Annotated in this window: 17 protein-coding genes; 8 read left to right on the forward strand and 9 right to left on the reverse strand. The window is 65.8% G+C overall.

All coding sequences use genetic code 11. The features are described from left to right. Positions 1 to 18 precede the first annotated feature (18 nt). From KVP70_RS10195 to KVP70_RS10210, 4 genes are all read right to left on the reverse strand, one after another. On the reverse strand, positions 19 to 390 hold the full coding sequence (locus KVP70_RS10195) for a Rieske (2Fe-2S) protein (protein ID WP_217942048.1): 372 nt from the start codon (positions 388 to 390) through the stop codon (positions 19 to 21). Next, the gene (locus KVP70_RS10200; protein WP_217942049.1) at positions 390 to 1,049 is read right to left on the reverse strand and encodes an HAD-IIIA family hydrolase; all 660 of its coding nucleotides are present in this window, start codon (positions 1,047 to 1,049) and stop codon (positions 390 to 392) included. Before KVP70_RS10200 ends, KVP70_RS10195 begins: the two co-directional genes overlap by 1 nt. A gap of 48 nt (positions 1,050 to 1,097) precedes the next feature. Further along, positions 1,098 to 2,087 (reverse strand): RluA family pseudouridine synthase, encoded by a 990-nt coding sequence (locus tag KVP70_RS10205; protein WP_217942050.1) that lies wholly within the window; start codon positions 2,085 to 2,087, stop codon positions 1,098 to 1,100. Positions 2,088 to 2,230: 143 nt separating this feature from the next. Further along, a complete protein-coding gene (locus KVP70_RS10210; RefSeq protein ID WP_217942051.1) occupies positions 2,231 to 2,611 on the reverse strand; it encodes a hypothetical protein in 381 nt (126 codons plus the stop codon). A gap of 173 nt (positions 2,612 to 2,784) precedes the next feature. On the opposite strand from KVP70_RS10210, the gene KVP70_RS10215 reads away from it, so the two are divergent. The 5 genes from KVP70_RS10215 (at position 2,785) to KVP70_RS10235 (ending at position 10,511) form a co-directional block, all read left to right on the forward strand. Further along, positions 2,785 to 5,826, forward strand: coding sequence for an Rne/Rng family ribonuclease (locus tag KVP70_RS10215; protein WP_217942052.1), 3,042 nt, complete (start codon positions 2,785 to 2,787; stop codon positions 5,824 to 5,826). Between the two features lie 223 nt (positions 5,827 to 6,049). After that, positions 6,050 to 7,171 (forward strand): GTP 3',8-cyclase MoaA, encoded by a 1,122-nt coding sequence (gene moaA / locus KVP70_RS10220; RefSeq protein ID WP_229224720.1) that lies wholly within the window; start codon positions 6,050 to 6,052, stop codon positions 7,169 to 7,171. Between the two features lies 1 nt (position 7,172). After that, positions 7,173 to 9,062 (forward strand): molybdopterin molybdotransferase MoeA, encoded by a 1,890-nt coding sequence (gene moeA / locus KVP70_RS10225; protein ID WP_217942053.1) that lies wholly within the window; start codon positions 7,173 to 7,175, stop codon positions 9,060 to 9,062. Between the two features lie 4 nt (positions 9,063 to 9,066). Then, the gene (locus tag KVP70_RS10230; RefSeq protein ID WP_217942054.1) at positions 9,067 to 9,705 is read left to right on the forward strand and encodes an ABC transporter ATP-binding protein; all 639 of its coding nucleotides are present in this window, start codon (positions 9,067 to 9,069) and stop codon (positions 9,703 to 9,705) included. Between the two features lie 8 nt (positions 9,706 to 9,713). After that, a complete protein-coding gene (locus KVP70_RS10235; protein ID WP_229224721.1) occupies positions 9,714 to 10,511 on the forward strand; it encodes an ABC transporter permease in 798 nt (265 codons plus the stop codon). A 1-nt stretch (position 10,512) separates the two neighbouring features. On the opposite strand, the gene KVP70_RS10240 is transcribed toward KVP70_RS10235, so the two are convergent. The 4 genes from KVP70_RS10240 to cqsA all read right to left on the reverse strand — a co-directional run bounded on the left by KVP70_RS10240 (position 10,513) and on the right by cqsA (position 15,572). Continuing rightward, the gene (locus tag KVP70_RS10240; RefSeq protein WP_217942056.1) at positions 10,513 to 12,474 is read right to left on the reverse strand and encodes an acyl CoA:acetate/3-ketoacid CoA transferase; all 1,962 of its coding nucleotides are present in this window, start codon (positions 12,472 to 12,474) and stop codon (positions 10,513 to 10,515) included. A 91-nt stretch (positions 12,475 to 12,565) separates the two neighbouring features. Beyond that, the gene (locus KVP70_RS10245) at positions 12,566 to 13,879 is read right to left on the reverse strand and encodes a DNA recombination protein RmuC (RefSeq protein WP_217942057.1); all 1,314 of its coding nucleotides are present in this window, start codon (positions 13,877 to 13,879) and stop codon (positions 12,566 to 12,568) included. A 4-nt stretch (positions 13,880 to 13,883) separates the two neighbouring features. Then, positions 13,884 to 14,282, reverse strand: coding sequence for a group II truncated hemoglobin (locus KVP70_RS10250; protein WP_217942058.1), 399 nt, complete (start codon positions 14,280 to 14,282; stop codon positions 13,884 to 13,886). 30 nt (positions 14,283 to 14,312) lie between these two features. Continuing rightward, positions 14,313 to 15,572: an alpha-hydroxyketone-type quorum-sensing autoinducer synthase gene (gene cqsA / locus KVP70_RS10255; protein ID WP_217942059.1), complete on the reverse strand. Its 1,260-nt coding sequence runs from the start codon at positions 15,570 to 15,572 to the stop codon at positions 14,313 to 14,315. A 170-nt stretch (positions 15,573 to 15,742) separates the two neighbouring features. Between cqsA and KVP70_RS10260 the strand changes: the two genes are divergently transcribed. From KVP70_RS10260 to KVP70_RS10270, 3 genes are read left to right on the forward strand one after another with little or no spacing between them, the layout of a single operon-like run. Further along, positions 15,743 to 17,023 carry a sensor histidine kinase gene (locus KVP70_RS10260; RefSeq protein WP_217942060.1) on the forward strand — a complete coding sequence of 427 codons (1,281 nt, stop codon included), beginning with the start codon at positions 15,743 to 15,745 and terminating at the stop codon, positions 17,021 to 17,023. Between the two features lie 4 nt (positions 17,024 to 17,027). Then, positions 17,028 to 18,038, forward strand: coding sequence for a hypothetical protein (locus KVP70_RS10265; RefSeq protein WP_217942061.1), 1,011 nt, complete (start codon positions 17,028 to 17,030; stop codon positions 18,036 to 18,038). Positions 18,039 to 18,097: 59 nt separating this feature from the next. Continuing rightward, positions 18,098 to 19,348, forward strand: a complete 1,251-nt coding sequence (locus KVP70_RS10270; protein WP_217942062.1) for a glycosyltransferase — start codon at positions 18,098 to 18,100, stop codon at positions 19,346 to 19,348. On the opposite strand, the gene KVP70_RS10275 is transcribed toward KVP70_RS10270, so the two are convergent. Next, complete coding sequence (locus tag KVP70_RS10275; protein WP_217942063.1) at positions 19,349 to 21,886, reverse strand: ABC transporter permease; 2,538 nt, start codon at positions 21,884 to 21,886, stop codon at positions 19,349 to 19,351. It abuts the gene before it with no gap. Positions 21,887 to 21,892 lie beyond the last annotated feature (6 nt).

Below are 21,892 nucleotides of genomic sequence, written 5' to 3' on the forward strand. Positions count from 1 at the left end.
GTTCTCGTTTAAGGTCAGTCAGGCGCGCGCGGGGCGCACGTAGTCATCCGGTTGCCAGAAAATCTGCCGATCGCGCTCAACCACGCTGATCGGGCGCAAACGTCCGCCTTTGCAGGGTCCGCCGGCGCAGAAACCGCTTTCCGGCGCATAGATCGCGCCGTGGGTGGAGCACATCAGGTACAGCCCGCTGGACTCGAAGAACTCGCCTTCGGCCCAGTCCAGCTCGATCGGCACGTGGGCGCAACGGTTCAGGTAGGCGTATGCCTTGCCGCCGTAGCGCACTACGAAACCGGTGCCATCGTCGCCGCCGGCCGTCACCAGGAAGCGCACCCCCTTGCCGCCCTCCAGCACGGCATCGGCGGCGCAGATCAGGATATCTTCGTCAGCCATTATGCGTGCTCGCTCAGCCATTGGTGCAACTCGGCCACCGTGGCGGCCGAGTACAGCGGCTTGCAGGCGGCCAGCTGGTCGACCGGATGGGCGCCATACTGCACCGCGATGGCGGACGCGCCGGCATTGTTGGCCATCAGCAAATCATGCGAAGTATCGCCGATCATCACGGTACGGCGCATATCCTGACCCAACTCCCGCGTCAATTCCTGCAACATGGCGGGATGCGGCTTGGAAAAGGTTTCATCAGCGCAACGGGTGGCGTCAAACATGGACAACAGCTTGACGTCGTTCATGGCGCGGTTCAGGCCGACCCGGCTCTTGCCGGTGGCCACCGCCAGGAAATAGCCGTTCTGCGACAGTTCCGTCAGCAGGTCGTGCACGCCGGGGAACAGGGTCAACTCATGGTCGCGCGACAGGAAGTGATAGCGGTAACGTTCCACCATGCGCGGATAATACGACGGATCGATCTCCGGCAACACCGCCTGCATGGCTTCATGCAGGCCGAGGCCGATCACATGGGCGGCAACGTCGTCGCGGGGTATCGGCAGGGACAAGTCCCTGGCCGCCGCCTGGATGCACTTCACGATGGTTGACGTTGAATCCATCAACGTTCCATCCCAATCGAAGACGATTAAATCGAATTGCTTTCTTGCCATGTGTTCCGGCCTGCTACCGCGGGCCGGCTCCTTCAATAATATTTGCGATTAGTTAAGAGGTTTCCCCAAGCTTACCAAGAATCGCTCACATTCGGCAGCCAATGGCGCGTTCAGCGTCATGATTTTGCCGGAATCTGGATGGGTAAAGGTAATCTGATGGGCGTGCAGGAACATGCGCTTGAGCGCGCCGCGCGTGGCGTCGGCCTTCAACAAAACGCGGTTCAAGGCGAAATCGCCGTATTTGTCGTCCCCCAGGATGGCGAAGCCGGAAGATGCGAGGTGGACGCGGATCTGGTGAGTGCGTCCGGTCTTCAGTTCGGCTTCCAGCAGGGCGAAGTCCTTGAATTTCTTCAGCAGCGAGAACACCGTGTGCGACGGCATGCCTTCCGCCTGCACCGCCACGCGGCGTTCGCCGTCGGCCGTGGTGTATTTGTGCAACGGCAGCTTGACGTGCTGGCGCGCATTCTTCCAGTCGCCCGCCACCATCGTCAGGTAACGCTTGTCGGTATGGCCGTCGCGCATCTGTTCGTGCAGGTTGGTCAGCGCCGAACGTTTCTTCGCCAGCAACAGCAAACCGGAGGTGTCGCGGTCCAGGCGGTGCACCAGCTCCAGGAACTTGGCGTCCGGACGCGATGCGCGCAACTGCTCGATCACGCCGAAGGACACGCCGGAACCGCCGTGCACGGCCACGCCGGCCGGCTTGTCAATCACCAGCAGCTGGGCATCCTCGAAAATCACCTTGAATTCGGCGGCCGGCACATGGGTGGTGTCGGCCTTCTCGGCGATGCGGATCGGTGGAATACGGACGACGTCGCCCTGCACCAGACGGTACAGTTGATCGATGCGTCCCTTGTTAACCCGCACCTCGCCCGAACGCAGAATGCGGTAGACGTGGCTCTTCGGCACGCCTTTACAAATACGCAATAGGTAGTTGTCGATACGCTGGCCGGCTTCTTCTTCAGTAATGGTGACGAATTGCGCTTGCAGCGGAACGTCCTGGTGTGTTGAAGGTGGGATAACATCTTTTTGTTGCTTCATTTGCTCTGTCTTCCCAGAAATCTCTCTAAGTCCTTCATTTTGAATATATAATTGTTAGCGCTGTGGCTCAATCTGCGGCAAGTGTAAGAATAAAAGCATATTTTACACAGGGGCGTCTCCACTGGCCTCGCCAAATTGCAAATTCAGAGGAAAAAATGTATACGCACCACCCCTGCCGGAATCAAGGTTGCACCGTTGTTGTAATCGGATGTCGACAGGGATGCTGAATTAATATGGTTGGATTGTAAGGATAAAGTCCGGCCAGCTCGGTCTAGTGTCGAGCTGGCCGGTTGATGAAGTTGATAACGCTTGCCGTTTTCGCCAAACCCCATGCTTTGCTGCAAGCTCGACGGAAGGCTGAAACAAGCCTGGTTACCGAAGTTGCAATACTTGTAGTATGTAAGCCTGGTCAGGATTTGGCTCTCAACGACGTTGCTCACCGCCTGCATTTCTCTGCCGTCCGTCAGGGGCCGCATGGATGAGTTGTAGGTGATGCGAGCACTCGGCATGTCGATCGACCTCATGCGCCCAGTTGCGGCCGCACTGCGGACGTTTTCGTTCGCGTTGCTGCGTCGCACAGGATGGGCATACCCACCACAATCACATTAATTCTCGCGTATATCCCTGTACCACGCTGCCTCGGTCCTAAGAAACCGAGCGGCACAGAGATGACCTACGGGTCGCGGAGTTAATAAAAATGAAACGCATGTTGTTTAATGCTACGCAGCAAGAAGAATTGCGCGTAGCGATCGTCGACGGTCAGAAACTGATCGATATCGACATCGAAACCGCCGGCCGCGAACAGCGCAAATCCAACATCTACAAAGGCGTGATCACCCGCATCGAGCCGTCGCTGGAAGCTTGCTTCGTCAGCTACGGCGAAGATCGCCACGGCTTCCTGCCTTTCAAGGAAGTAGCACGCACTTACTTCCGCGAAGGTGTGGATGTCCGTACCGCCTCCGTCAAGGAAGCGCTGCGCGAAGGCCAGGAAATCATGGTCCAGGTCGAAAAGGAAGAGCGCGGCAACAAGGGCGCCGCCCTGACCTCGTTCGTCTCGCTGGCCGGCCGCTACCTGGTGCTGATGCCGAACAACCCGCGCGGCGGTGGTGTATCGCGCCGTGTCGAAGGTGAAGAGCGCCAGGAACTGCGCGAAACCATGGACAAGCTGGACCTGCCGCCAGGCATGTCGGTGATCGCCCGCACCGCAGGCATCGGCCGCAACGTCGACGAACTGCAGTGGGACTTGAACTACCTGATGCAACTGTGGCGCGCGATCGAAGGCGCCGGCAAGTCGGCCTCGGGCGCCTTCCTGATCTACCAGGAATCGTCGCTGGTGATCCGCGCCATCCGCGATTACTTCCAGCCCGACATCGGCGAAATCCTGATCGACACCGACGACATCTACGAACAGGCTCACCAGTTCATGAGCCACGTGATGCCGGACATGGTGCACCGCGTCAAGCGCTACAGCGACGACGTGCCGCTGTTCTCCCGCTTCCAGATCGAACACCAGATCGAAACCGCCTACAGCCGCACCGTGCCGCTGCCATCGGGCGGCGCCATCGTGATCGACCACACCGAAGCCCTGGTTTCTGTCGACGTCAACTCGGCCCGCGCCACCCGCGGATCGGACATCGAGACCACCGCCTTCAACACCAACTGCGAAGCCGCTGAAGAAGTGGCCCGCCAGCTGCGCCTGCGCGACTTGGGCGGCCTGATCGTGATCGACTTCATCGACATGGAAGTGGCCAAGAACCAGCGCGAGGTCGAACAGCGCCTGAAGGATGCGCTGCACCACGACCGCGCCCGCGTCCAGATGGGCAAGATTTCCCGCTTCGGCCTGATGGAACTGTCGCGCCAGCGCCTGCGTCCGTCGCTGTCCGAAGGTTCGCACGTGACCTGCCCGCGCTGCTCCGGCACCGGCCATATCCGCGACACCGAATCGTCGGCCCTGCAGGTGCTGCGCATCATCCAGGAAGAGGCGATGAAGGAAAACTCGGCCACCATCCACGTGCAGGTTCCGGTGGACGTGGCGGCCTTCCTGCTGAACGAAAAGCGCGGCGAAGTGCTGAAGATCGAGACCCGCCACCGCATCAGCGTCATCCTGGTGCCGAACAAGCACCTGGAAACCCCGCACTACAAACTGGAGCGCATCAAGCACGACGATCCGCGTCTGGAAGAAAGCCAGGCGAGCTACTCGCTGGCCGAGCAAGCCGAAACCGACATGGCCTACAGCAAGCGCCAGAAGGAAGAAGCCAAGCCGCGCCAGGAAGCCATGGTCAAGACCATCACCCCGGATCAGCCGGCGCCGCTGGTCGAGCGCAAGCCGACCGAAACCGTCATCAAGCCAGCGCCGGCCCCAGTGCCAGCACCGGCCGAGCAAGGTTTCTTCGCCAAGCTGTTCAGCTTCCTGAGCCCGAAACCGGCGCCGACGGCCCTGCCGCAGCAGCCGACCATCGTGGTCAAGGCGCCGTCCGGCGACCGTGGCGACCGCAACGCGCGTGGCCCACGTGGCCGCAACCGTAACGGCAAGGCCGCAGGCCGTGGCGAGCGCGAAGAGCGCGAACCAGGCGCAGCCCGTCCGGTAGCGGACGAAGCGAAGGCAGTCGACGCCAACGGCCGTCCGGCCCGCCCACCGCGGCCACCGCGCGAGCCGCGCGAACCGCGTGAAAACCAGGCAGCGGAAGGCCAGGCCCCACGCGAACGCGCAGAGCGTCCGGAACGCGCAGAACGCACGCCGCGTCCTCCGCGTGAACCACGCGGCGAGAAAGCCCCGCTCGAAGCCAAGGTTGAAGAATTGGCGCTGAATGTCGGCGTGCCGTCGACCGGCCCGGTGACCGAAGCAGCCACCAGCATCCTGAAAACCGCGCCGAGCACCGGCCCGGAAGGTGATGAAAACGAAGCAGCGGTGGACGGTGAAGAACCGCGTCGTCGTCGTCGTCGTGGTGGCCGCAACCGCAATCGTCGCGACCGTGACGGCACCGAAGGTGTTGAAGGCGCGGAAGGCCAGGAATCGACCGCGGGTGAAGCAGGTGAGCAAGGCGAGCAGATCGCCCTGAGCTTCAGCGCACCAGCTGCCGAGGCAGCAGTTGCTCCGGCAGCAGCCGCGATGGAAGCACCGGCCGTGGAAGCAGCTGCCGTGGTCGAGCCAGTCGCCGCCGCGCCGGTGGTTGCCGAAGCACCGGCCGCCGAGCCAGTCGTGGCAGCAGTCGTGACGCCAGAACCGGCGCCAGTGGTTGAAGCGCCTGCCGTAGTTGCAGCGCCTGTGGTCGAAGCTGCGCCAGTCGTCGCCGAGCCAGTAGCTGTTGTGGTGGAAGCACCGGCAGCGCCGGCGCAGGTCGAAGCACCAGCGGCGCCAGTCGTCGCGGAAGCGCCGGCCGTGGTGGCGGAAGTTGCCGCACCAGTCGTGGTGGAAGCCGCGCCGGTCGCAGCAGCTCCGGCGCCAACGCCAGCCCCTGTTCCAGTGGCAGCGCCAGTGGTTGCCGAGCCAGTTGCTGCGGTCGCCGCAGCGCCAGTGGCAGTGCCGACGCCAGCGCCGGTCGCACCATCGGCCCCGATCGACCTGCAAGCAGTGCTCGGCTCCGCCGGTCTGACGCTGGCAGCCACCGATCCAGCCAAGCTGCGCGCCGCGCAGGAAGCAGCCGCCAACGCCGTCGCACCGGCACGCGTTCCACGCGAACGCAAGCCGTTGCCGCCGCAAAATGACGAGCCGCTGGTCCAGGTGGACACCCGCCGCTAATCGCAACGGGGAGCAACCAAAAAAGGGAAGCCACGTGCTTCCCTTTTTTAATCCGGGGTCAAGTCTGACATTCGGACACGAGCTCTGCCGTAGCTGCTGTTACGGCAGAGCTCGTGTCCGAATGTCAGACTTGACCCCAGGGTTGGCGGCGGCGTGCTATCGTAGCTTCTTGGAGTTGCCCAACCGTTGTCCCGCATTTCAAAAACAGCAAGATTGTAGAGTCATGGCAGAGAAAATTATCATGATGGCCAGCCAGCGCCCCGCGCCGCCAGCCGTCCCCGCTATCCTGGAAGCGCCGACCGGCCTGCTGAGCGATCAGCTGGCCCGTCCGCTGCACGACCTGCGCATCTCCGTCACCGACCGCTGCAATTTCCGCTGCGTCTACTGCATGCCCAAGGCGGTGTTCGACAGCGACTACCAATACCTGCCGCACACCTCGCTGCTGTCGTTCGAAGAAATCACCCGCCTGGCGCAAACCTTTATCGCCCACGGCGTCGAGAAGATCCGCCTGACCGGCGGCGAACCGCTGCTGCGCAAGAATATCGAACGGCTGGTCGGCATGCTGGCCGAGCTCAAAACCGTCCACGGCAAACCACTAGACCTGACGCTGACCACCAACGCCTCGCTGCTGGCCCGCAAGGCGCAGTCGCTCAAGGACGCCGGCCTGCAACGCATCACCGTCTCGCTCGACGCGCTCGACAACGCCACCTTCCAGAAAATGAACGACGTCGACTTCTCGGTCGACGACGTGCTGCACGGCATAGACGTGGCGCACCAGGTGGGCCTGGGCCCGGTCAAGATCAACATGGTGGTCAAGGCCGGCATGAACGACCAGGAAATCCTGCCGATGGCGCGCCACTTCAGGAACACGCCCTACATCCTGCGCTTCATCGAATACATGGACGTCGGCGCCTCCAACGGCTGGAAGATGGACGAGGTGATCCCGTCGGCCGAAGTGGTGCGCCGCATCCACGCCGAGATGCCGCTCGAGCCGCTGTCGGCCAACTACACCGGCGAAACCGCCGCCCGCTGGCGCTATATCGACAACGACGGCGACGGCAGCGGCGAGATCGGCCTGATCTCGAGCGTATCCCATGCATTCTGCGGCGACTGCACCCGCGCGCGCCTGTCGACCGAGGGTAAGCTGTACACCTGCCTGTTCGCCACCAGCGGCCACGATCTGCGCGCCCTGCTGCGCGACGGCCGCAGCGACGCGGAAATCAGCACCGTGCTGGCGCAGCTGTGGCGCGCACGCGGCGACCGCTACTCGGAACTGCGCACCAATCACACCGACGGCTTGCAACGCAGCGCCAATAAAGTAGAAATGTCTTACATCGGAGGGTAGTTTGTCTTTGAAGAGCAAGGTCACCGGACTGATACTGGCGGGCGGGCGCGGCACACGCATGGGCCGCGTCGACAAGGGGTTGCAGCCGTTCCGCGGCGCCACGCTGGTGGAGCATGTGATGCGCCGCCTGGCGCCGCAAACGGCCACCGTCGTCATCAACGCCAACCGCAACCTGCCGCAATACCAGGCCGTCGCCGGCGCAGCGCCGGTGCTGCCGGACTACCTGGACGGCTTTGAAGGCCCGCTGGCCGGCTTGCAGATCGGCCTCCAGTACTGCCCCACCGAACTGCTGCTGACCGCGCCCTGCGACTCGCCCTTCCTGCCTGAAGACCTGGCCGAACGCCTGTACGCGGCAATGCTGGCGCAGGACACCGACGTCGCGCTGGCCGTGACCATGGAATCCGAAGACGGCGCCGAACCGCATCGCCAGACGCACCCTGTATTTGCCCTGCTCAAAGCCAGCCTGCTGCCGCAACTGGACGCCTATCTGGACACCGGCGCGCGCCGCATGGAAAGCTGGTTCAAATCGCTGCGCGTGGCCGAGGTGATGTTCGACCAGGCCGACGCCTTCCGCAACATCAACACGCTGGCCGAGCTGCAGCAGCACGAGCGCACACCAGCGCCCGCCGCCACCACTGTCCGTGCAGCCGATCCCGGCGCGCTGCCCGTGGCCGAAGCGCAGCGCATCATCTGCGAGCGCGTGGCGCCGGTCGCGGCCACCGAACGGCTCGCGCTGCGCGACGCCCTCGACCGCGTGCTGGCAGAAGACATCATCTCGCCGATCAACGTGCCGGCCTACGACAACTCGGCGATGGACGGCTACGCGCTGCGCAGCGCCGACCTGCCCCCGGCCGGCGCGCCCGACGCCACGTTCAAGGTGATCGGCATCGCCTACGCCGGCCGCCCGTGCGCGCAGGTGCCGCAGGCCGGCGAGTGCATCCGCATCATGACCGGCGCCGCCATCCCGCCCGGCTGCGACAGCGTGCTGCCGCAGGAACTGGCCGCGCACATCGGCGAGGACAGCGTCACCATTCGCCACGGCGCCATCCGCACCGGCGCCAACCGCCGCTTCGCCGGCGAAGATTTGAAGGCCGGCGGCATCGCCCTGGCCCAGGGCAAAATCATGCGCCCCGCCGACCTGGGCCTGGTGGCCTCGCTCGGCATCGGCGAAGTCGCCGTTCGGCGCAAGCTGCGCGTGGCCTTCTTCTCCACCGGCGACGAACTGCGCTCGCTGGGCGAGCCCCTCGACGACGGCTGCGTCTACGACAGCAACCGCTACACGCTGTTCGGCATGCTGACGCGGCTGGGCTGCGACGTCATCGACATGGGCATCGTGCGCGACGACCCGGCCGCGCTGGAGGCGGCGCTGCTCGACGCCTGCGCCAACGCCGACGCCATCCTCACCTCCGGCGGCGTCTCCGAAGGCGCGGCCGACTACACTCGCGACATCCTCGGCCGCATCGGCGACGTCGCCTTCTGGAAGCTGGCGATGCGTCCCGGCCGGCCGCTCGCCTTCGGCCAGATCCGCAGCGTGACAGACAGCGCCTGGCTGTTTGGCCTGCCCGGCAATCCGGTGGCGGTGATGGTGTCGTTCTACCTGTTCGCCCGTCCCGCGCTGCTGCGCATGATGGGCACGCAGGCGACGCAGCAGGCGATGCAGGCCCGCAGCACGGCGGCAATCCGCAAACGTCCCGGCCGCACCGAATACCAGCGCGGCATCGTCAGCGCCGGTGCCGACGGCGCGCCGCAAGTGCGCCTCACCGGCGCGCAGGGCTCCGGCATCCTGAGCTCCATGACGGAGGCCAATTGCATCGTCGTGCTGCACGAGGCGCAGGCGGACATCGCCGCCGGCGAGATGGTCGAGGTGCTGCTGTTCGACGGCTTGATCTGAGCAGATGATCGAGCCCAACGGAGCAGCCTCCCCGCGCCTGCGCATCCGCAATCTGCAATCGCCGCTGGCCGGTCCGTTTTCCTTCGACCTGGCGGCGGGCGAATGCCTGACCATCTCCGGTGCTTCGGGCGCCGGCAAAAGCCTGCTGCTGCGCATGCTGTGCGATCTCGATCCCAACACCGGCGAGGCCCTGCTGGACGGACTGCCGCGCTCCGGCATGGGTGCGCCCGCGTGGCGCGCCGGCGTGGTCTACCAACCCGCCGAAGCGGCATGGTGGCTGCCCACCGCCGGCGACCATTTCAAGCCCGCGCAGATGGCACGCGTGCGCGAACTGCTGCCGCAACTGAACCTGTCGCCGGCATTGCTGGAGGCTGACATCAGCCGGCTCTCCACCGGCGAGCGCCAGCGCATGGCCCTGGTGCGGTCGCTGGCCTGCAAGCCGCAGGTGCTGCTGCTCGACGAACCCACCGCCGCGCTGGACCCGGTTGCAGTCGCCGCCACCGAGCGGCTGCTGCAAAAGGAGCTGGACGCGGGACTGGCCATCATCCTGGTCACGCACTCGGAAGCGCAAGCGCAGACGCTGGGCCACCGCAGCATGACGATGTGCGAGCGCCGCCTCACCGAAAACGGGGCAGCGCCATGAGCACGGGCATGACGCCTATCCAGCCGGGCGCCATCGACCTGGCCATCGCCTCGTCGCTGGTGCTGCTCAATGCCGGCATCTCCGCTTATCTGGGCTTGCGCATGCAGCGCAAGATACTGTGGTCCGCCACGCGCATGGTGGTGCAATTGCTGCTGGTCGGACTGGTGCTGCGCTGGGTGTTCGCGCTCGCTTCACCGGCCGCCACGTTGGCCGTGGCGATGCTGATGATTGTCGCCGCCGCGCGCGAGGTGGCGATGCGGCCCGCGCACGGCCTGCGCGGCTGGCCCGGTGTATGGCTGGCCACCGCCAGCGTCGGTCTGTCCAGCGTCGCCACCGCGGTGCTGGCGCTGCTGACGGTGCTGCATCCAACGCCCTGGTACGAACCGCAATATGCGATCCCGCTGATCGGCATCGTGCTGGGCAACGTACTCAATTCGGCCAGCCTGGGATTGGACACCTTCTACGGCGGCGTGATCAACTCGCGCAACGCCATCGAAGCGCAGCTGGTGCTGGGCGCCACCCGCAACGAAGCGCTGGCGCCGCTGATCCGCGAATCGGTGCGCAAGGGACTGATCCCGCTGATCAACCAGATGTCGGCCGCCGGCATCATCACCCTGCCCGGCATCATGACCGGCCAGATCCTCGCCGGCATGGACCCGATGGACGCAGTGCGCTACCAGATCCTGCTGATGTTCCTGCTGGCCGGCGGCAGCGGACTGTCGGTCACGCTGGCGGTCTATTTGGCGGCGCGCAGCGTCACCGACGAGCGCCACCGCCTGCGGCTGGAACGCCTGGCCAGCCGCTAGCCTAGTCCTCCTGCTGCAAGCGCAGCAGCGCCTCGGCCGAGTTGGCGAACAGCGCCGCGTCCTTCTCGATGCGGCGGAAGGCGCGTCCCAGGCTGGCGCGCATGAAGGTGCTGTGCGCGTAGCGCGTGACCTTGCTGTAATAGCGCTCCGCCAGCTGGTTCACCGCCGCCACGTATTGATCCATCAAATCCGGCGCGATCGAGAAGTTGTCGTAATTGATCACCGCCGGCACCTTGTGGCCCAGCGGCGCCAGGCGCTCCGCCACCATCGCGCAGATGGTGGCGATGGTTTCGGTATCGCTGATTTCAAAGCCCTCGAAATTGACGAAGAAGAGTTCCTGCTGCGCGTCGTACACCAAGCGCTGGTCCAGCGGCAGCGCCAGAAAATCGGCGCGCCAGTTCATCGCCAGCGGCGCGAAGATGCGCGCGTCCATCACCTTCAGCTGCGTGCTGATCGCCGGCTTGAAATCCATGTGCGCCAGGATGTCGCGCTCCACGTCCACGCCGGGCGCGATCTCGATCAGCTCCAGCCCGGACATGCCGCCGTCCAGCACCAGCCGCATCACGCAGCGCTCGGTGATGAACAAGGCTTCCTGCCCGCGCCGCGCCGCGTACTCGCCGCTGTAGGTGCGGTGCTCCACCTCGTCGACAAACTTGCGGGTCGCGCCCTTGTCCGCCGTGAAGGTGCCGACAAACACCACCTTGCGCGCGTTCTGGCTGATGTTGATGAAGCCTCCGGCGCCGGCCAGCTTGCTGCCGAATTTGCTGACGTTCAGATTGCCGTGGCGGTCGGCCTGCGCCAGCCCGAGCACCGCCACATCCAGCCCGCCGCCGTCGTAAAAATCGAACTGGTAAGGTTGGTCGATGACCGCGTCGGCGTTGGTGGCCGCGCCGAAGTTCAAGCCGCCGGCCGGCATGCCGCCGATCACGCCCGGCTCCGCCGTCAGCGTGACCAGGTCCAACAGCTTTTCTTCCGCCGCCACCGCCGCCACGCCTTCCGGCATGCCGATGCCGAGGTTGACGACGTTGTTGGGCCGCAGCTCCATCAGCGCGCGGCGGGCGATGACCTTCCGCTCCGACATGGCCATAGTCGCCACCGCCGACAGGGGCACGCGCAGCTCGCCCGAGTAGGCCGGGTTGTAAGGTTCGGCGAAAGTCTGCATATGGTATTCGGGCTTTTCCGCCACCACCACGCAGTCGACCAGGATACCGGGAATCTTGACCTGGCGCGGATTGAGCGTTCCGCGCTCGGCGATGCGCTCGACCTGCACGATGACGATGCCGCCCGAATTGTGCGCGGCCATCGCGATCGCCAGCGCCTCCAGGGTCAGCGCCTCGCGCTCCATGGTGATATTGCCCAGCGCGTCCGCCGTGGTGCCGCGGATGATCCCCACGTGCACCGGCTGCGATTTGTAGAACAGGTATTCCTTGCCGCCCAGCGTCATCAGCTCGACCAGCTCCTCGGTGGTGCGGGCGTTGATCTTGCCGCCGCCGTGGCGTGGATCGACAAAGGTGCCGAGACCGACGTGCGTGATCAAGCCGGGCTTGCCGGCGGCGGTGTCGCGGAACAGCTGGCTGATGACGCCTTGCGGCAGGTTGTAGGCTTCGATCTTGCCGGTCATGGCCAGCTGCTGCAGCTTGGGCACCAGGCTCCAGTGGCCGCCGATCACGCGCTTGAGCAGGCCCTCGTGGCCGAAGTGATTCAGGCCGCGCTCCTTGCCGTCGCCCTGGCCTGCCGCGTAGAGCAAGGTCAGGTCGCGCGGATGGCCGCCGCTGTCGGCGGACAGGAAGCGCCGCTCCAGCGCCACCGCGATATTCTCCGCGAAGCCGACGCCGACAAAGCCGCCGGTGGCGATGGTGTCGCCGTCGCGTATCAGGCCAACCGCGTCGGCCGCGCTGACGATCTTGTTGCGCTGGACGGCTGGTGTGCCGACCGTGGAAAAATCGGGACTGCGGGTTGGCATGGCTGACTCCTGTTTTTACCCCGCACTGCGCTCCGCAGGGGTCTGACCCCGTGCGGGGTCAGACCCCGACTTGCCGGGGTGGCTGTGCGGCTTACTCTACGTCCAAATCATTCTTGTCGATTTCAGGTCCCAGCAGCAGCTGCGCCGCTTCGCTCGGCAGCGCCTCCACCGACTTCAGCTTGCGCGCCATCTGGCGGCTGCGGGTTTCGGCCGATTCGATGTTCTTGGCGGCCCGCTCCAGCGCCAGCTTGGTGGCCGACAGCACGTCGCCGAACTTGCCGAACTCCGTCTTCACCGCGCCCAGCACCTGCCACACTTCCGACGAACGCTTCTCCAGCGCCAGCGTGCGGAAGCCCATCTGCAAACTGTTGAGCAGCGCCGACAAGGTCGACGGCCCGGCGATGCTGATGCGGTGCACGCGCTGCAGCTCGTCGGCCAGGCCGGGACGGCGCATCACTTCCGCGTACAGGCCTTCGGTCGGCAGGAACAGGATGGCGAAATCGGTGGTGTGCGGCGGCGAGACGTACTTTTCCGAGATGGTCTTGGCCTCGCCGCGCACCGCGCGTTCCAGCTCACGGCCGGCCAGCGCCACGCCTTCCGCGTCGGCGCGGTCGGCGGCGTCCAGCAGACGCTCGTACTGCTCCTTCGGGAACTTGGCGTCGATCGGCATCCATACCGGCGCCCCGCCCTCCACCTGGCCCGGCAGCTTGAGCGCGAACTCCACCCGCGCGCCGCTGCCGGCGATGGTCTCGACGTTCTTCGCGTACTGCTCCGGCGTCAGCACCTGCTCCAGCAGCATCTCCAGCTGCACCTCGCCCCAGGTGCCGCGCGTCTTCACATTGGTCAGCACCCGTTTCAGGTCGCCCACGCCCAGCGCCAGCTGCTGCATCTCGCCCAGCCCCTGGTGCACCCGCTCGAGCCGCTCGGACACCTGCTGGAACGATGCGCTCAGGCGTGCCTCCAGCGTCGCGTGCAGCTTCTCGTCGACGGTCTTGCGCATCTCCTCCAGCCGGGCGCCGTTGTCCGCCTGCAGGTCCTTGATCTTGGCTTCGAGCGTGGCGCGCACTTCCTGCATGCGCGCGGCGTTCGATTCGGTCAGCCGCGCCAGTGTTTGATTCATGCTGTCGGCGAACTGCTTCAGGCTGCGGCCCTGCTCATCGCGGCCGACCAGCCCCTGCGCCTCCAGCTGGCGGCGCAAGGCCTCGAACTGCTGCACGCTGGCAGCGTGCGTGGCTTGCGCCGTGGTCTGCAACTGCATGCGCACCTCGCGCTCGACGCGCTCGATGCGTTCGGCCAGGCCGTCGCCGCCGTCCGCCTGCCCGCGCGCGCGCAGCAGCGACAGCGCCTGCAAGACCAGCACGGCCGCGAGCGCGGCCAGCAGCACATAGAATTCGATCTGGTTCATGGGGTCAATCCGGCTTGTTGCGCATCCAGTCGGCGGTTTGATAGAAGGACTCCATCAACCGCAAACGCAGCGCCTCGGCGATGCCGACGTCCTCCATCGCCCACGCCATCGCGCGCAGCCACTGGTCGCGCTCCTGGGTGCCGATGGCGAACGGCATGTGCCGCATGCGCAGGCGCGGATGGCCGTGCGCTTCGATGTACAGGTCCGGCCCGCCCATCCAGCCGCTCAGGAACATGAACAGGCGCTCGCGCGCGTTGTCCAGCGTGGGCGGGTGGGCGGCGCGCAGCAGCGCGAACTCCGGCTCCAGTTCCATCAGGTCATAAAAACGGTCGACCATGTCGCGCACGCGCGTTTCGCCGCCGATCACTTCGTAGAGAGTTTGGGATTCAGTCATAAGCTCCATGATAGCGTACCAGGCGGCGATCCGACGGTGTCACACCAGCGCAAGCCGGCGCATGCGCCGGGTCGACGACCAGTTTTCCAGGTCGGCCTCGTCGCGGATGTCGTCGCAGGCCTGGATGATGCGCGACAACTGCGCCCGGTCCAGGCCGGCGTTCAGCGTCAGCCGCACCAGCGAGCGGTTCTTCGGCGTGGCCGGCGCACAGAACATGGCGCCATAGACGCCGTGCCGCTCCAGCAGCTTGCGCAGCGCCAGCGTCTTCGGCTCCGGCCCCGGCTCGAGCGCGATGATCTGCTCACTGCCGTCGCTGACGTTGTAGCCCAGCGCACTCAACTCCTCGCGCACTTCGACCGCATGCGCGTGCAGCGCGGCGCGGCGGTCGTCGGCCGCGGCGACGAAATCGATGGCGGCGTCGAACCAGGCCAGCTCATGGCCCAGCAGGCAGGAACTGAAAATGGCCGGGCGCGACTCCGACAGGAAGTAGCCCTTGAACCGGCTGGAACAGGTGATGAAGCCGGCGCGCCCGGCAAACGCCTTGGCCAGCGACGCTGTGCGGAAATGCACCCGCTCGCTCAAGCCCAGCGCCGCCACCAGGCCGGCGCCGCGCGGGCCATGCGTGCCCAGCGAATGCGATTCGTCGACAATCAGCAGGCAGCCGCTGCGCTCGGCGATCTCCACCAGCTCGCGCAACGGCGCCACGCTGCCGTTGGTGCTGTACAGCGCATCGACCACGATCAAGCCGCGTCCGTGGCGCGCCAGCTGCTTGTGCAAATGTTCCATATCGTTGTGCAGGAAGGGCACCGGCAGCGCGCCGGCCGACTGCACGCCCTCCCACAGCGAGGCGTGCGCCTGCATGTCCAGGTAGACCGGGATGCCGGGCGCGGCCAGCGTCTGCACCAGGCCGACGTTGGCGGCCCAGCCGGACTGCGCCAGGATGCCGTCCTGCGCCCCCATGAAGCGGGCGAACTTGCGCTCCAGCCGATGCTGCGCGCTGCCCTCCTGCAAATACACGGCCGACATCAGCAGCTCGCCCTGGCTGTGCGCCAGCGCCGCCATCTGCGCCTGCACCAGCGCCGGCTCGCCGGCCAGGCACAGATAATCATTACCGGCCAGGAAGACCGCGCCGGCCGGCGTCGGCTGCCAGGCGTGCGGATGTTCGCCGCCCAATAGTAGCTCGATGCGGGTGACGTAGTGTTCATCCATGCGCCGGGTGACAAAGTCGGGCATGTGCTGCTCGGCTGGCAAGGCAAAAACCTGCTCATGTACATGTTCTTGGGCTATCGCATTCGACATTTCAGATTCCTCTCGTTGTTTGGGAAAAGGTTGTTTTTTTATGAATCCGATGCCAACCTTGAGGCCAAAAAAACAAGAGGTGATTGATACCGATCAATTAATGATTTGATATCCGTGAGCGCGTTGCAATTTAAGGCGATCATGGCGCCTTGATAAAAATCAATTTGCCCATGTCGCCACCACTGCAAGAACGCTGGAAACACTGGCAGCACGGCCTGGTCCAGTCGCTGTTGCTTTACCATGGCCGCGAAGACCATGCGCTGGTGCGCGTGCTGTTGCTCGCCAGCATAGGCACGGTGGGCATGCCGCTGTACTACGTGATCTGGCAAAACTTCTTCCCGCAGGAGTACGAGAGCCTGCCGCTGCGCCTGCTGGGCATCCTGCTGTGCGCGCTGGGCCTGTTCGCCCGCCAGTTCAGCCGCCGCATGCTGCACCTGTACCTGCTCGTCACGCTCAGCTACATCTTCCCGTTCTTCTTCACCTTCATGTTCCTGATGAACCACGGGTCGGGCGTGTGGAGCGAATCGCTGCTGATCGGGCTGGTGGTGCTGTTCCACTTCGACACCAGCCTGGCCGCCAAGGCTTACCTGATCGGCACCAGCGCGGCCTGCCTGGCCGCCGCCGTGCTGGGCGAAGGCGCTGCCATGCTGAGCCGGCCGGTGCTGCAACAGCTGCCGATCCACCTGTTCACCATCGCCGCGCTGTCTGCCGCCAAGATCAGCCGTCACGTGCTGGCGCAGGAAAAGCTGGCCGGCCTGGGCGCCGGCCTGGCCACCGTGGCGCACGAGCTGCGCACCCCGCTCACCAGCGTCGACGCCAACGTGCGCGGCCTGCTGCGCATGTACACCGACACCGGCAACCGCTCCAAGGAGGAGCGCCTCAGCGCCGTCGACGCGCTGGCCCGCATCCAGTTCGAGGTGCGCCATATGAACCACATGATCGACCTGTTCCTGCTCAGCGCGACGGCGGTGCGGCAAAACCTGCGGCCGGTGGAGGAAGTAAAGATGGAGGGCGTGGTGGAGGCGGTGCTCAAGCGCTACCCCTTCTCCAACGCCACGCAGCAAAAACTGGTGACGCTGGAAATACGGCGCGACTTCAGCTTCGCCGGCCAGACCGAGTTGTCGGTGGTGATCCTGCTCAACCTGCTGCGCAACGCGCTCAAGGCGGTGCAGCGCGCCGGCAAGGGCCGCGTGCGCATCGTGGTCGACGGCGCGCACCAGCCGCCACGCCTGCTGTTCATCGATACCGGCTGCGGCATTCCGGCGCAGCAGATGCCGCTGATCTTCCGGCGCTTTTATTCCCATCCGCCGCACAACGGCGCCGGCATCGGCCTGGCCTTGTGCGAGGAGATCATGTTGGCCTGGAACGCCAGCATCCATTGCGTTTCGCGCGAGGGCGCCTACGCCATCTTTATCCTTGAATTTCCCCAGCAGCAGCCCATCCAGAGGTGATCCCATGCATTTGCCAGTCTATTCCCACCCCACCCTGACCGTGCTGGTCGACGACAGCGATTCGTTCCTGCGCAGTCTGTCGTTCCAGCTCGACCCCACGCTGGCCAGCCAGACCTTCCACGACACCACCGCCGCGCTGCAATGGCTGCGCAAGGAACCACAGTCGGGCTGCGTGCCGCTGCACGTCAACTTCGACATGCACAACCTGCCGGCCGACCAGTGCAACGTGGCGCTGGACCTGGAGCGCATCTACCGCATCGGCGAGCAGCGCCATCGCTTCGCCACGCCGTCGGTGCTGGTGGTCGATTATTCGATGCCGCAGATGAATGGGCTGGAATTTTGCGAAGCGGTGGCGCACCTGCCCTGCAAGAAAATCCTGTTCACCGGCGCGGCCGACGAGAAGATCGCCGTCAGCGCCTTCAACCGCGGCCTGATCGACCGCTACATCAAGAAGAGCGACGACCACGCGCTCGACATCCTGGAACTGGAGATCGCGGCGCTGCAACGCGACTACTTCGACACCCAGTCGGAAACGCTGCGCGAGCTGGTGCTGCTGCATAACTACAACTTCCTGGGCGATCCGGCGCTGGCGCGGCTGGTGCGGGAACTGTGCGCCACCATGGGCTTCGTCGAGCACTACATCTTCCCGAATCCGACCGGCATCCTGTTCCTCGACAAGCACGGCAAGGCCAGCCTGATGATGATAGAAACCGAACAGGGAATGTATGCGCAATACGAGATCGCGCGCGACAGCGACGCGCCGCCGTCGTTGATGGATGCGCTGCTGGAGCGGCGCGTGCTGCCGTTCTTCTCCGATCCGGACGGCGACGGCATGTACGCGCGCCGGGTCGGCGACAACTGGCACCGCTACTGCGCGGCGCCGCGCGTGTGCCAGGGCCGCGAGACTTATTACTGGGCGCTGTTCGACCTGCCGCCGCACTACTTCGATCAAAAGCCTTATGCCTACGCCGACTTCCTCAAGGAGCGGGCGGCGCAGGAAAGCATCGCCGTCTGAGGCGCCGCTTATAATGGCAAGGTGTTCAGCCATGAGAAAGCGCCGCGATGAAGATAGGGATGCAGACCTGGGGTAGCCATGGCGACATCCGCCCTTTCCTGGCCCTGGCTGAAGGCCTGCAGGCGGCCGGCAACGACGTCCATCTGGTGATCACCTGCGCCGACGGCGCGGTCTACAGCGATTACGTGTCGGCACACGGCATCCGGCTGACGGTGTTGGCCACGCCGGTGCTCACGGCGGCGCAGCAGGGAGAAATCGCCCGCCTGGCCTACACCATCCGCAATCCCCTGGAGCAAATCGCCGAGATACTGCGGCTCTGCTTTGCGCCGGTCGAGGATCTGATGTTCGCGTCCGCGCAAGACCTGTGCGCGGACGCGGACCTGCTGATCGGCCACTACTTCATGCATCCGCTGCAGATCGCCGCGGAACTGGCCGGCCGGCCCTACGTCAGCACGCTGCTGTCGCATGGCGGCTTACCCAGCGCGTACACCAATCCGATCGGCCTCCCGGTCGGCAAGGCCGGCAACCGCTTCCTGTGGTGGCTGACACGCACGCTGATCACGCGCGCCATCGCGCATTATCCGAACCGGCTGCGCCGGCAGCTGGGCATGCCGCCGACCACCGACATCATCAATCAGGTATGGCTGTCGAAACAACTCACGCTGGCGGCGGTCAGTCCGCAACTGTGCGTGGCGCAGCCGGACTGGCCGGCGTCGGTGCAAGTGTGCGGTTTTCTCGACACGCCCAACCTCGACATGGAAGGAAAACTCCCCGATGCCATGGCGTCCTTCCTGCAGGCGGGCGAGGCGCCGGTCTATATGACGCTGGGCAGCTGGATGCCCAAGGATAGCGACGGCCAGGCCCAAGCACTGTACCTGCTGACACAAGCGGCCAGGCTTTCCGGCTGCCGCGCCATCATCCAGGGCGACAACGCGCGCGCTTGCGGCTATCTCTCCGACCAGCAGATCCTGTACATTTCGGCGGCCCCGCACCACGCCATCTTCCCCCGCTGCCGCGCGGTGGTGCATCACGGCGGCGCGGGCACCACGCAGTCGGCCACGCTGGCGGGCAGGCCGTCGATCGTGGTGGCGCATATCAGCGAACAGGAACATTGGGGCGCGGAGCTGCGCCGCGTCGGCATCGCCGGCAAGCCGCTTCAGCGGCGCAGCCTGACGGCGGCGGCGCTGGCCAAGCAGATACGGCGCGTAACGCCGGAGATGGCGCGCAAGGCTCACATCATCGGCGACGCCATGAAGCAGGAAAACGGCGTCGCCGTAGCGGTCCGGCTGATCATGCGGACCTTCGCGTAATCAGGCTTCCCGCAGCGTTTGCAGCGGCGGCTGGCGCAGCACGTTGCGCAGGCCCAGCCAGCCGCCGGCGATGGCGCACAGCGCGCCCGCCACCAGCCCGACCAGCCACACGACCGGGCTGAAACTCCAGGCGAACTTGAACTGGTAGGTGGCCAGCGCCCAGCCCATGCCCGCCGCGCCGGTCGCCGCCAGCACGCCGGACAAGGCGCCCACCAGCGAGAACTCGATCAGCTGCGCCTGCGACAGCTGCTTGCGCGTTGCGCCCAGTGCGCGCAGCAGGCCCGATTCGCGGGTGCGCTCGTCCTGCGATCCCATCAGCGCGGCATACAGCACCAGCACGCCGGAGGCCAGCGTGAACACGAACAGGAATTCCACCGCCGTCACCACCTGGTCCAGCACCGCCTGCACCTGGCGCAGCAGGCCGCCGACGTCGACGATGGTCAGGTTGGGATAGTCGCGCGTCAGGGCGTTCATCAGCGCGCCCTGTCCCTGCGGCAGGTGGAAGGCGGTGATCCAGCTTTGCGACACTTCGGTCATCGCCGCCGGGTTGATGATGACGAAGAAGTTGACCCGCATCGAACCCCATTCCAGCTTGCGCAGGCTGGTGATGGTGGCGTCCACCGGCGTGCCGGCGATGTCGAAGCGCAGCTTGTCTCCCAGCTTCCACTTGAGCGTCTTGGCGATGCCCTCCTCCACCGAGGCTTCCGGCGCGCCCGGCTTGTCGGCGAACCACTGGCCGGCGCTGATCTTGTTCTCGGCCTGCATCGTCGCCATGGTCGACAGGTTGAATTCGCGGTCGGCCAGGCCCTTGGCGCGGTCCTCGGTGTAGGTCTCGGCGGTGACGGGCTTGCCGTTCACGGCGGTCAGGCGGCCGCGTATCATCGGATACTGCGGCGCGTAACTGACGCCCGCCGCCTGCAGGCGCTTGCCGATGTCGGCCGCCTGCTCCGGCTGGATGTTGATGATGAAGCGGTTCGGCGCATCCGGCGGCGTGGCGTTGCGCCAGGCCGTCATCAGGTCGCCGCGCACCACGGTCAGCACCAGCAGCGCCATCATGCCCAGCGCCAGCGAGACGATCTGCACCACCGTCGCGCCGGGACGGCGCTGCAAGGAGGTGATGGCGAAGCGCCAGCTTTGATGGTCGATCGCGCGCCGCAGCGGCTTGAGCGCGGCCAGCGCGCCCCAGCCGACCAAGCCAAACAGCGCGAAGGCGCCGAGGAAGCCGAGCGCCGTGTACAAGGCCAGCTGCACATCGCCCGCCTGCCACAGCAGCAGCGCGACAAAGCCGGCCAGGCCCAGGCCGTAGGTGGCCAGCGCGGTCACCTGCGGCGGCTCCTGCTCGCGGCGGATCACGCGGTTGTGCGGCACTTTGCGCAGCTGCAGTATCGGCGGCAGCGCGAAGGCGGCCAGCAGCAGCATGCCGGTGGCCACGCCCTGCAGCGCCGGATAGATTGTGGGCGCCGGCAGGCTGGCCGAGACCAGCTTGCCCAGCACCTCCAGCAGCACGTAATGCCCCCCGAAGCCGACCGCCACGCCCATCAGGCTGCCGGCCAGGCCGACCAGCAGGAATTCGATCAGGTACATCAGCGTGACTTGGTTCTGCGTCAGGCCCAGGCAGCGCAGCATGGCGCAGGCGTCCAGGTGGCGCTGCATGAAGCGGCGCGCGGCCATCGCCACGGCCACCGCCGCCAGCATCGCCGACAGCAGGCCCACCAGCGACAGGAAGCGGTCGGCGCGGTCCAGCGTGGCGCGCATTTCGGGCCGGCCGTTTTCCAGCGACTCGACGCGCACGCCCTTGATGTTGTTTTGTTTGATCTGCGCCTGCAGCCATTGTTGGTAGGCGGCGGCGACGGCCGCGCCGTTCTTCAGCGACGCCGGCGCCGCCAGCAACAGGCGGTAGGACACGCGCGAGCCGGGCTGGATCAAATTGGTGGCTTCCACGTCGTCCAGCGCGAACATCACGCGCGGCGCGAAGGCCAGGAAGTTGGCGCCGCGGTCGGGCTCGGAGGCGATCAGCTGCGCGACCGTGAAGCTCTTGTCGCCCAGCTTGATGCGCCCGCCGATGGACGTCTTCAGGCTGCCCAGCAGGCCGGCGTCCATCCATACGGTGCCGGGCGCGGGCACGGCGCTGGCGGGGGCGCCGTAGCTTTGCTCGGCCTGTTCGGGATCGGTGGTGATCTTCAGTTGGCCGCGCAGCGGGTAGCCGGGACCGACCGCCTTCAACGACGCCAGCAACGACGTCGATTGCTCGCCCTCGCCCGCCTGCGCCATGCTGGGGAAGCTGACGGTGTCGGTCATCAGCAGGCCGCGCCTGGCCGCCTCGGCGCGCCAGGCCGGGTTGACCGGCAGGTCGGCGCTGATGACGACGTCGGCGCCCAGCAACTGGTGGGCGTCGCGATCGAGGCCGCTGCGCAGGCGGTCGATGAAGAAGCCGGTGGCGGACAGGGCGGCCACCGCCACCGTCAACGCGATCAGCAGAAAGCGCAATTGGCCGGCGCGCCAGTCGCGCGCCGTCATCTTCAGGGCAAGTTTGAGCATGGGGGA

This window comes from Duganella violaceipulchra (genome assembly GCF_019166075.1).
Taxonomy (GTDB): domain Bacteria; phylum Pseudomonadota; class Gammaproteobacteria; order Burkholderiales; family Burkholderiaceae_D; genus Rugamonas; species Rugamonas violaceipulchra.

Coding starts and splice junctions, on each gene's coding strand:
- cqsA (WP_217942059.1), bottom strand. CDS start 15,572: ATGTCGAATGCGATAGCCCAAGAACATGTACATGAGCAGGTTTTTGCC.
- KVP70_RS10265 (WP_217942061.1), top strand. CDS start 17,028: ATGCATTTGCCAGTCTATTCCCACCCCACCCTGACCGTGCTGGTCGAC.
- KVP70_RS10250 (WP_217942058.1), bottom strand. CDS start 14,282: ATGGAGCTTATGACTGAATCCCAAACTCTCTACGAAGTGATCGGCGGC.
- KVP70_RS10245 (WP_217942057.1), bottom strand. CDS start 13,879: ATGAACCAGATCGAATTCTATGTGCTGCTGGCCGCGCTCGCGGCCGTG.
- KVP70_RS10205 (WP_217942050.1), bottom strand. CDS start 2,087: ATGAAGCAACAAAAAGATGTTATCCCACCTTCAACACACCAGGACGTT.
- KVP70_RS10260 (WP_217942060.1), top strand. CDS start 15,743: ATGTCGCCACCACTGCAAGAACGCTGGAAACACTGGCAGCACGGCCTG.
- moaA (WP_229224720.1), top strand. CDS start 6,050: ATGGCAGAGAAAATTATCATGATGGCCAGCCAGCGCCCCGCGCCGCCA.
- KVP70_RS10230 (WP_217942054.1), top strand. CDS start 9,067: ATGATCGAGCCCAACGGAGCAGCCTCCCCGCGCCTGCGCATCCGCAAT.
- KVP70_RS10210 (WP_217942051.1), bottom strand. CDS start 2,611: ATGAGGTCGATCGACATGCCGAGTGCTCGCATCACCTACAACTCATCC.
- KVP70_RS10195 (WP_217942048.1), bottom strand. CDS start 390: ATGGCTGACGAAGATATCCTGATCTGCGCCGCCGATGCCGTGCTGGAG.
- KVP70_RS10240 (WP_217942056.1), bottom strand. CDS start 12,474: ATGCCAACCCGCAGTCCCGATTTTTCCACGGTCGGCACACCAGCCGTC.
- KVP70_RS10200 (WP_217942049.1), bottom strand. CDS start 1,049: ATGGCAAGAAAGCAATTCGATTTAATCGTCTTCGATTGGGATGGAACG.
- KVP70_RS10275 (WP_217942063.1), bottom strand. CDS start 21,886: ATGCTCAAACTTGCCCTGAAGATGACGGCGCGCGACTGGCGCGCCGGC.
- KVP70_RS10215 (WP_217942052.1), top strand. CDS start 2,785: ATGAAACGCATGTTGTTTAATGCTACGCAGCAAGAAGAATTGCGCGTA.
- KVP70_RS10270 (WP_217942062.1), top strand. CDS start 18,098: ATGCAGACCTGGGGTAGCCATGGCGACATCCGCCCTTTCCTGGCCCTG.
- KVP70_RS10235 (WP_229224721.1), top strand. CDS start 9,714: ATGACGCCTATCCAGCCGGGCGCCATCGACCTGGCCATCGCCTCGTCG.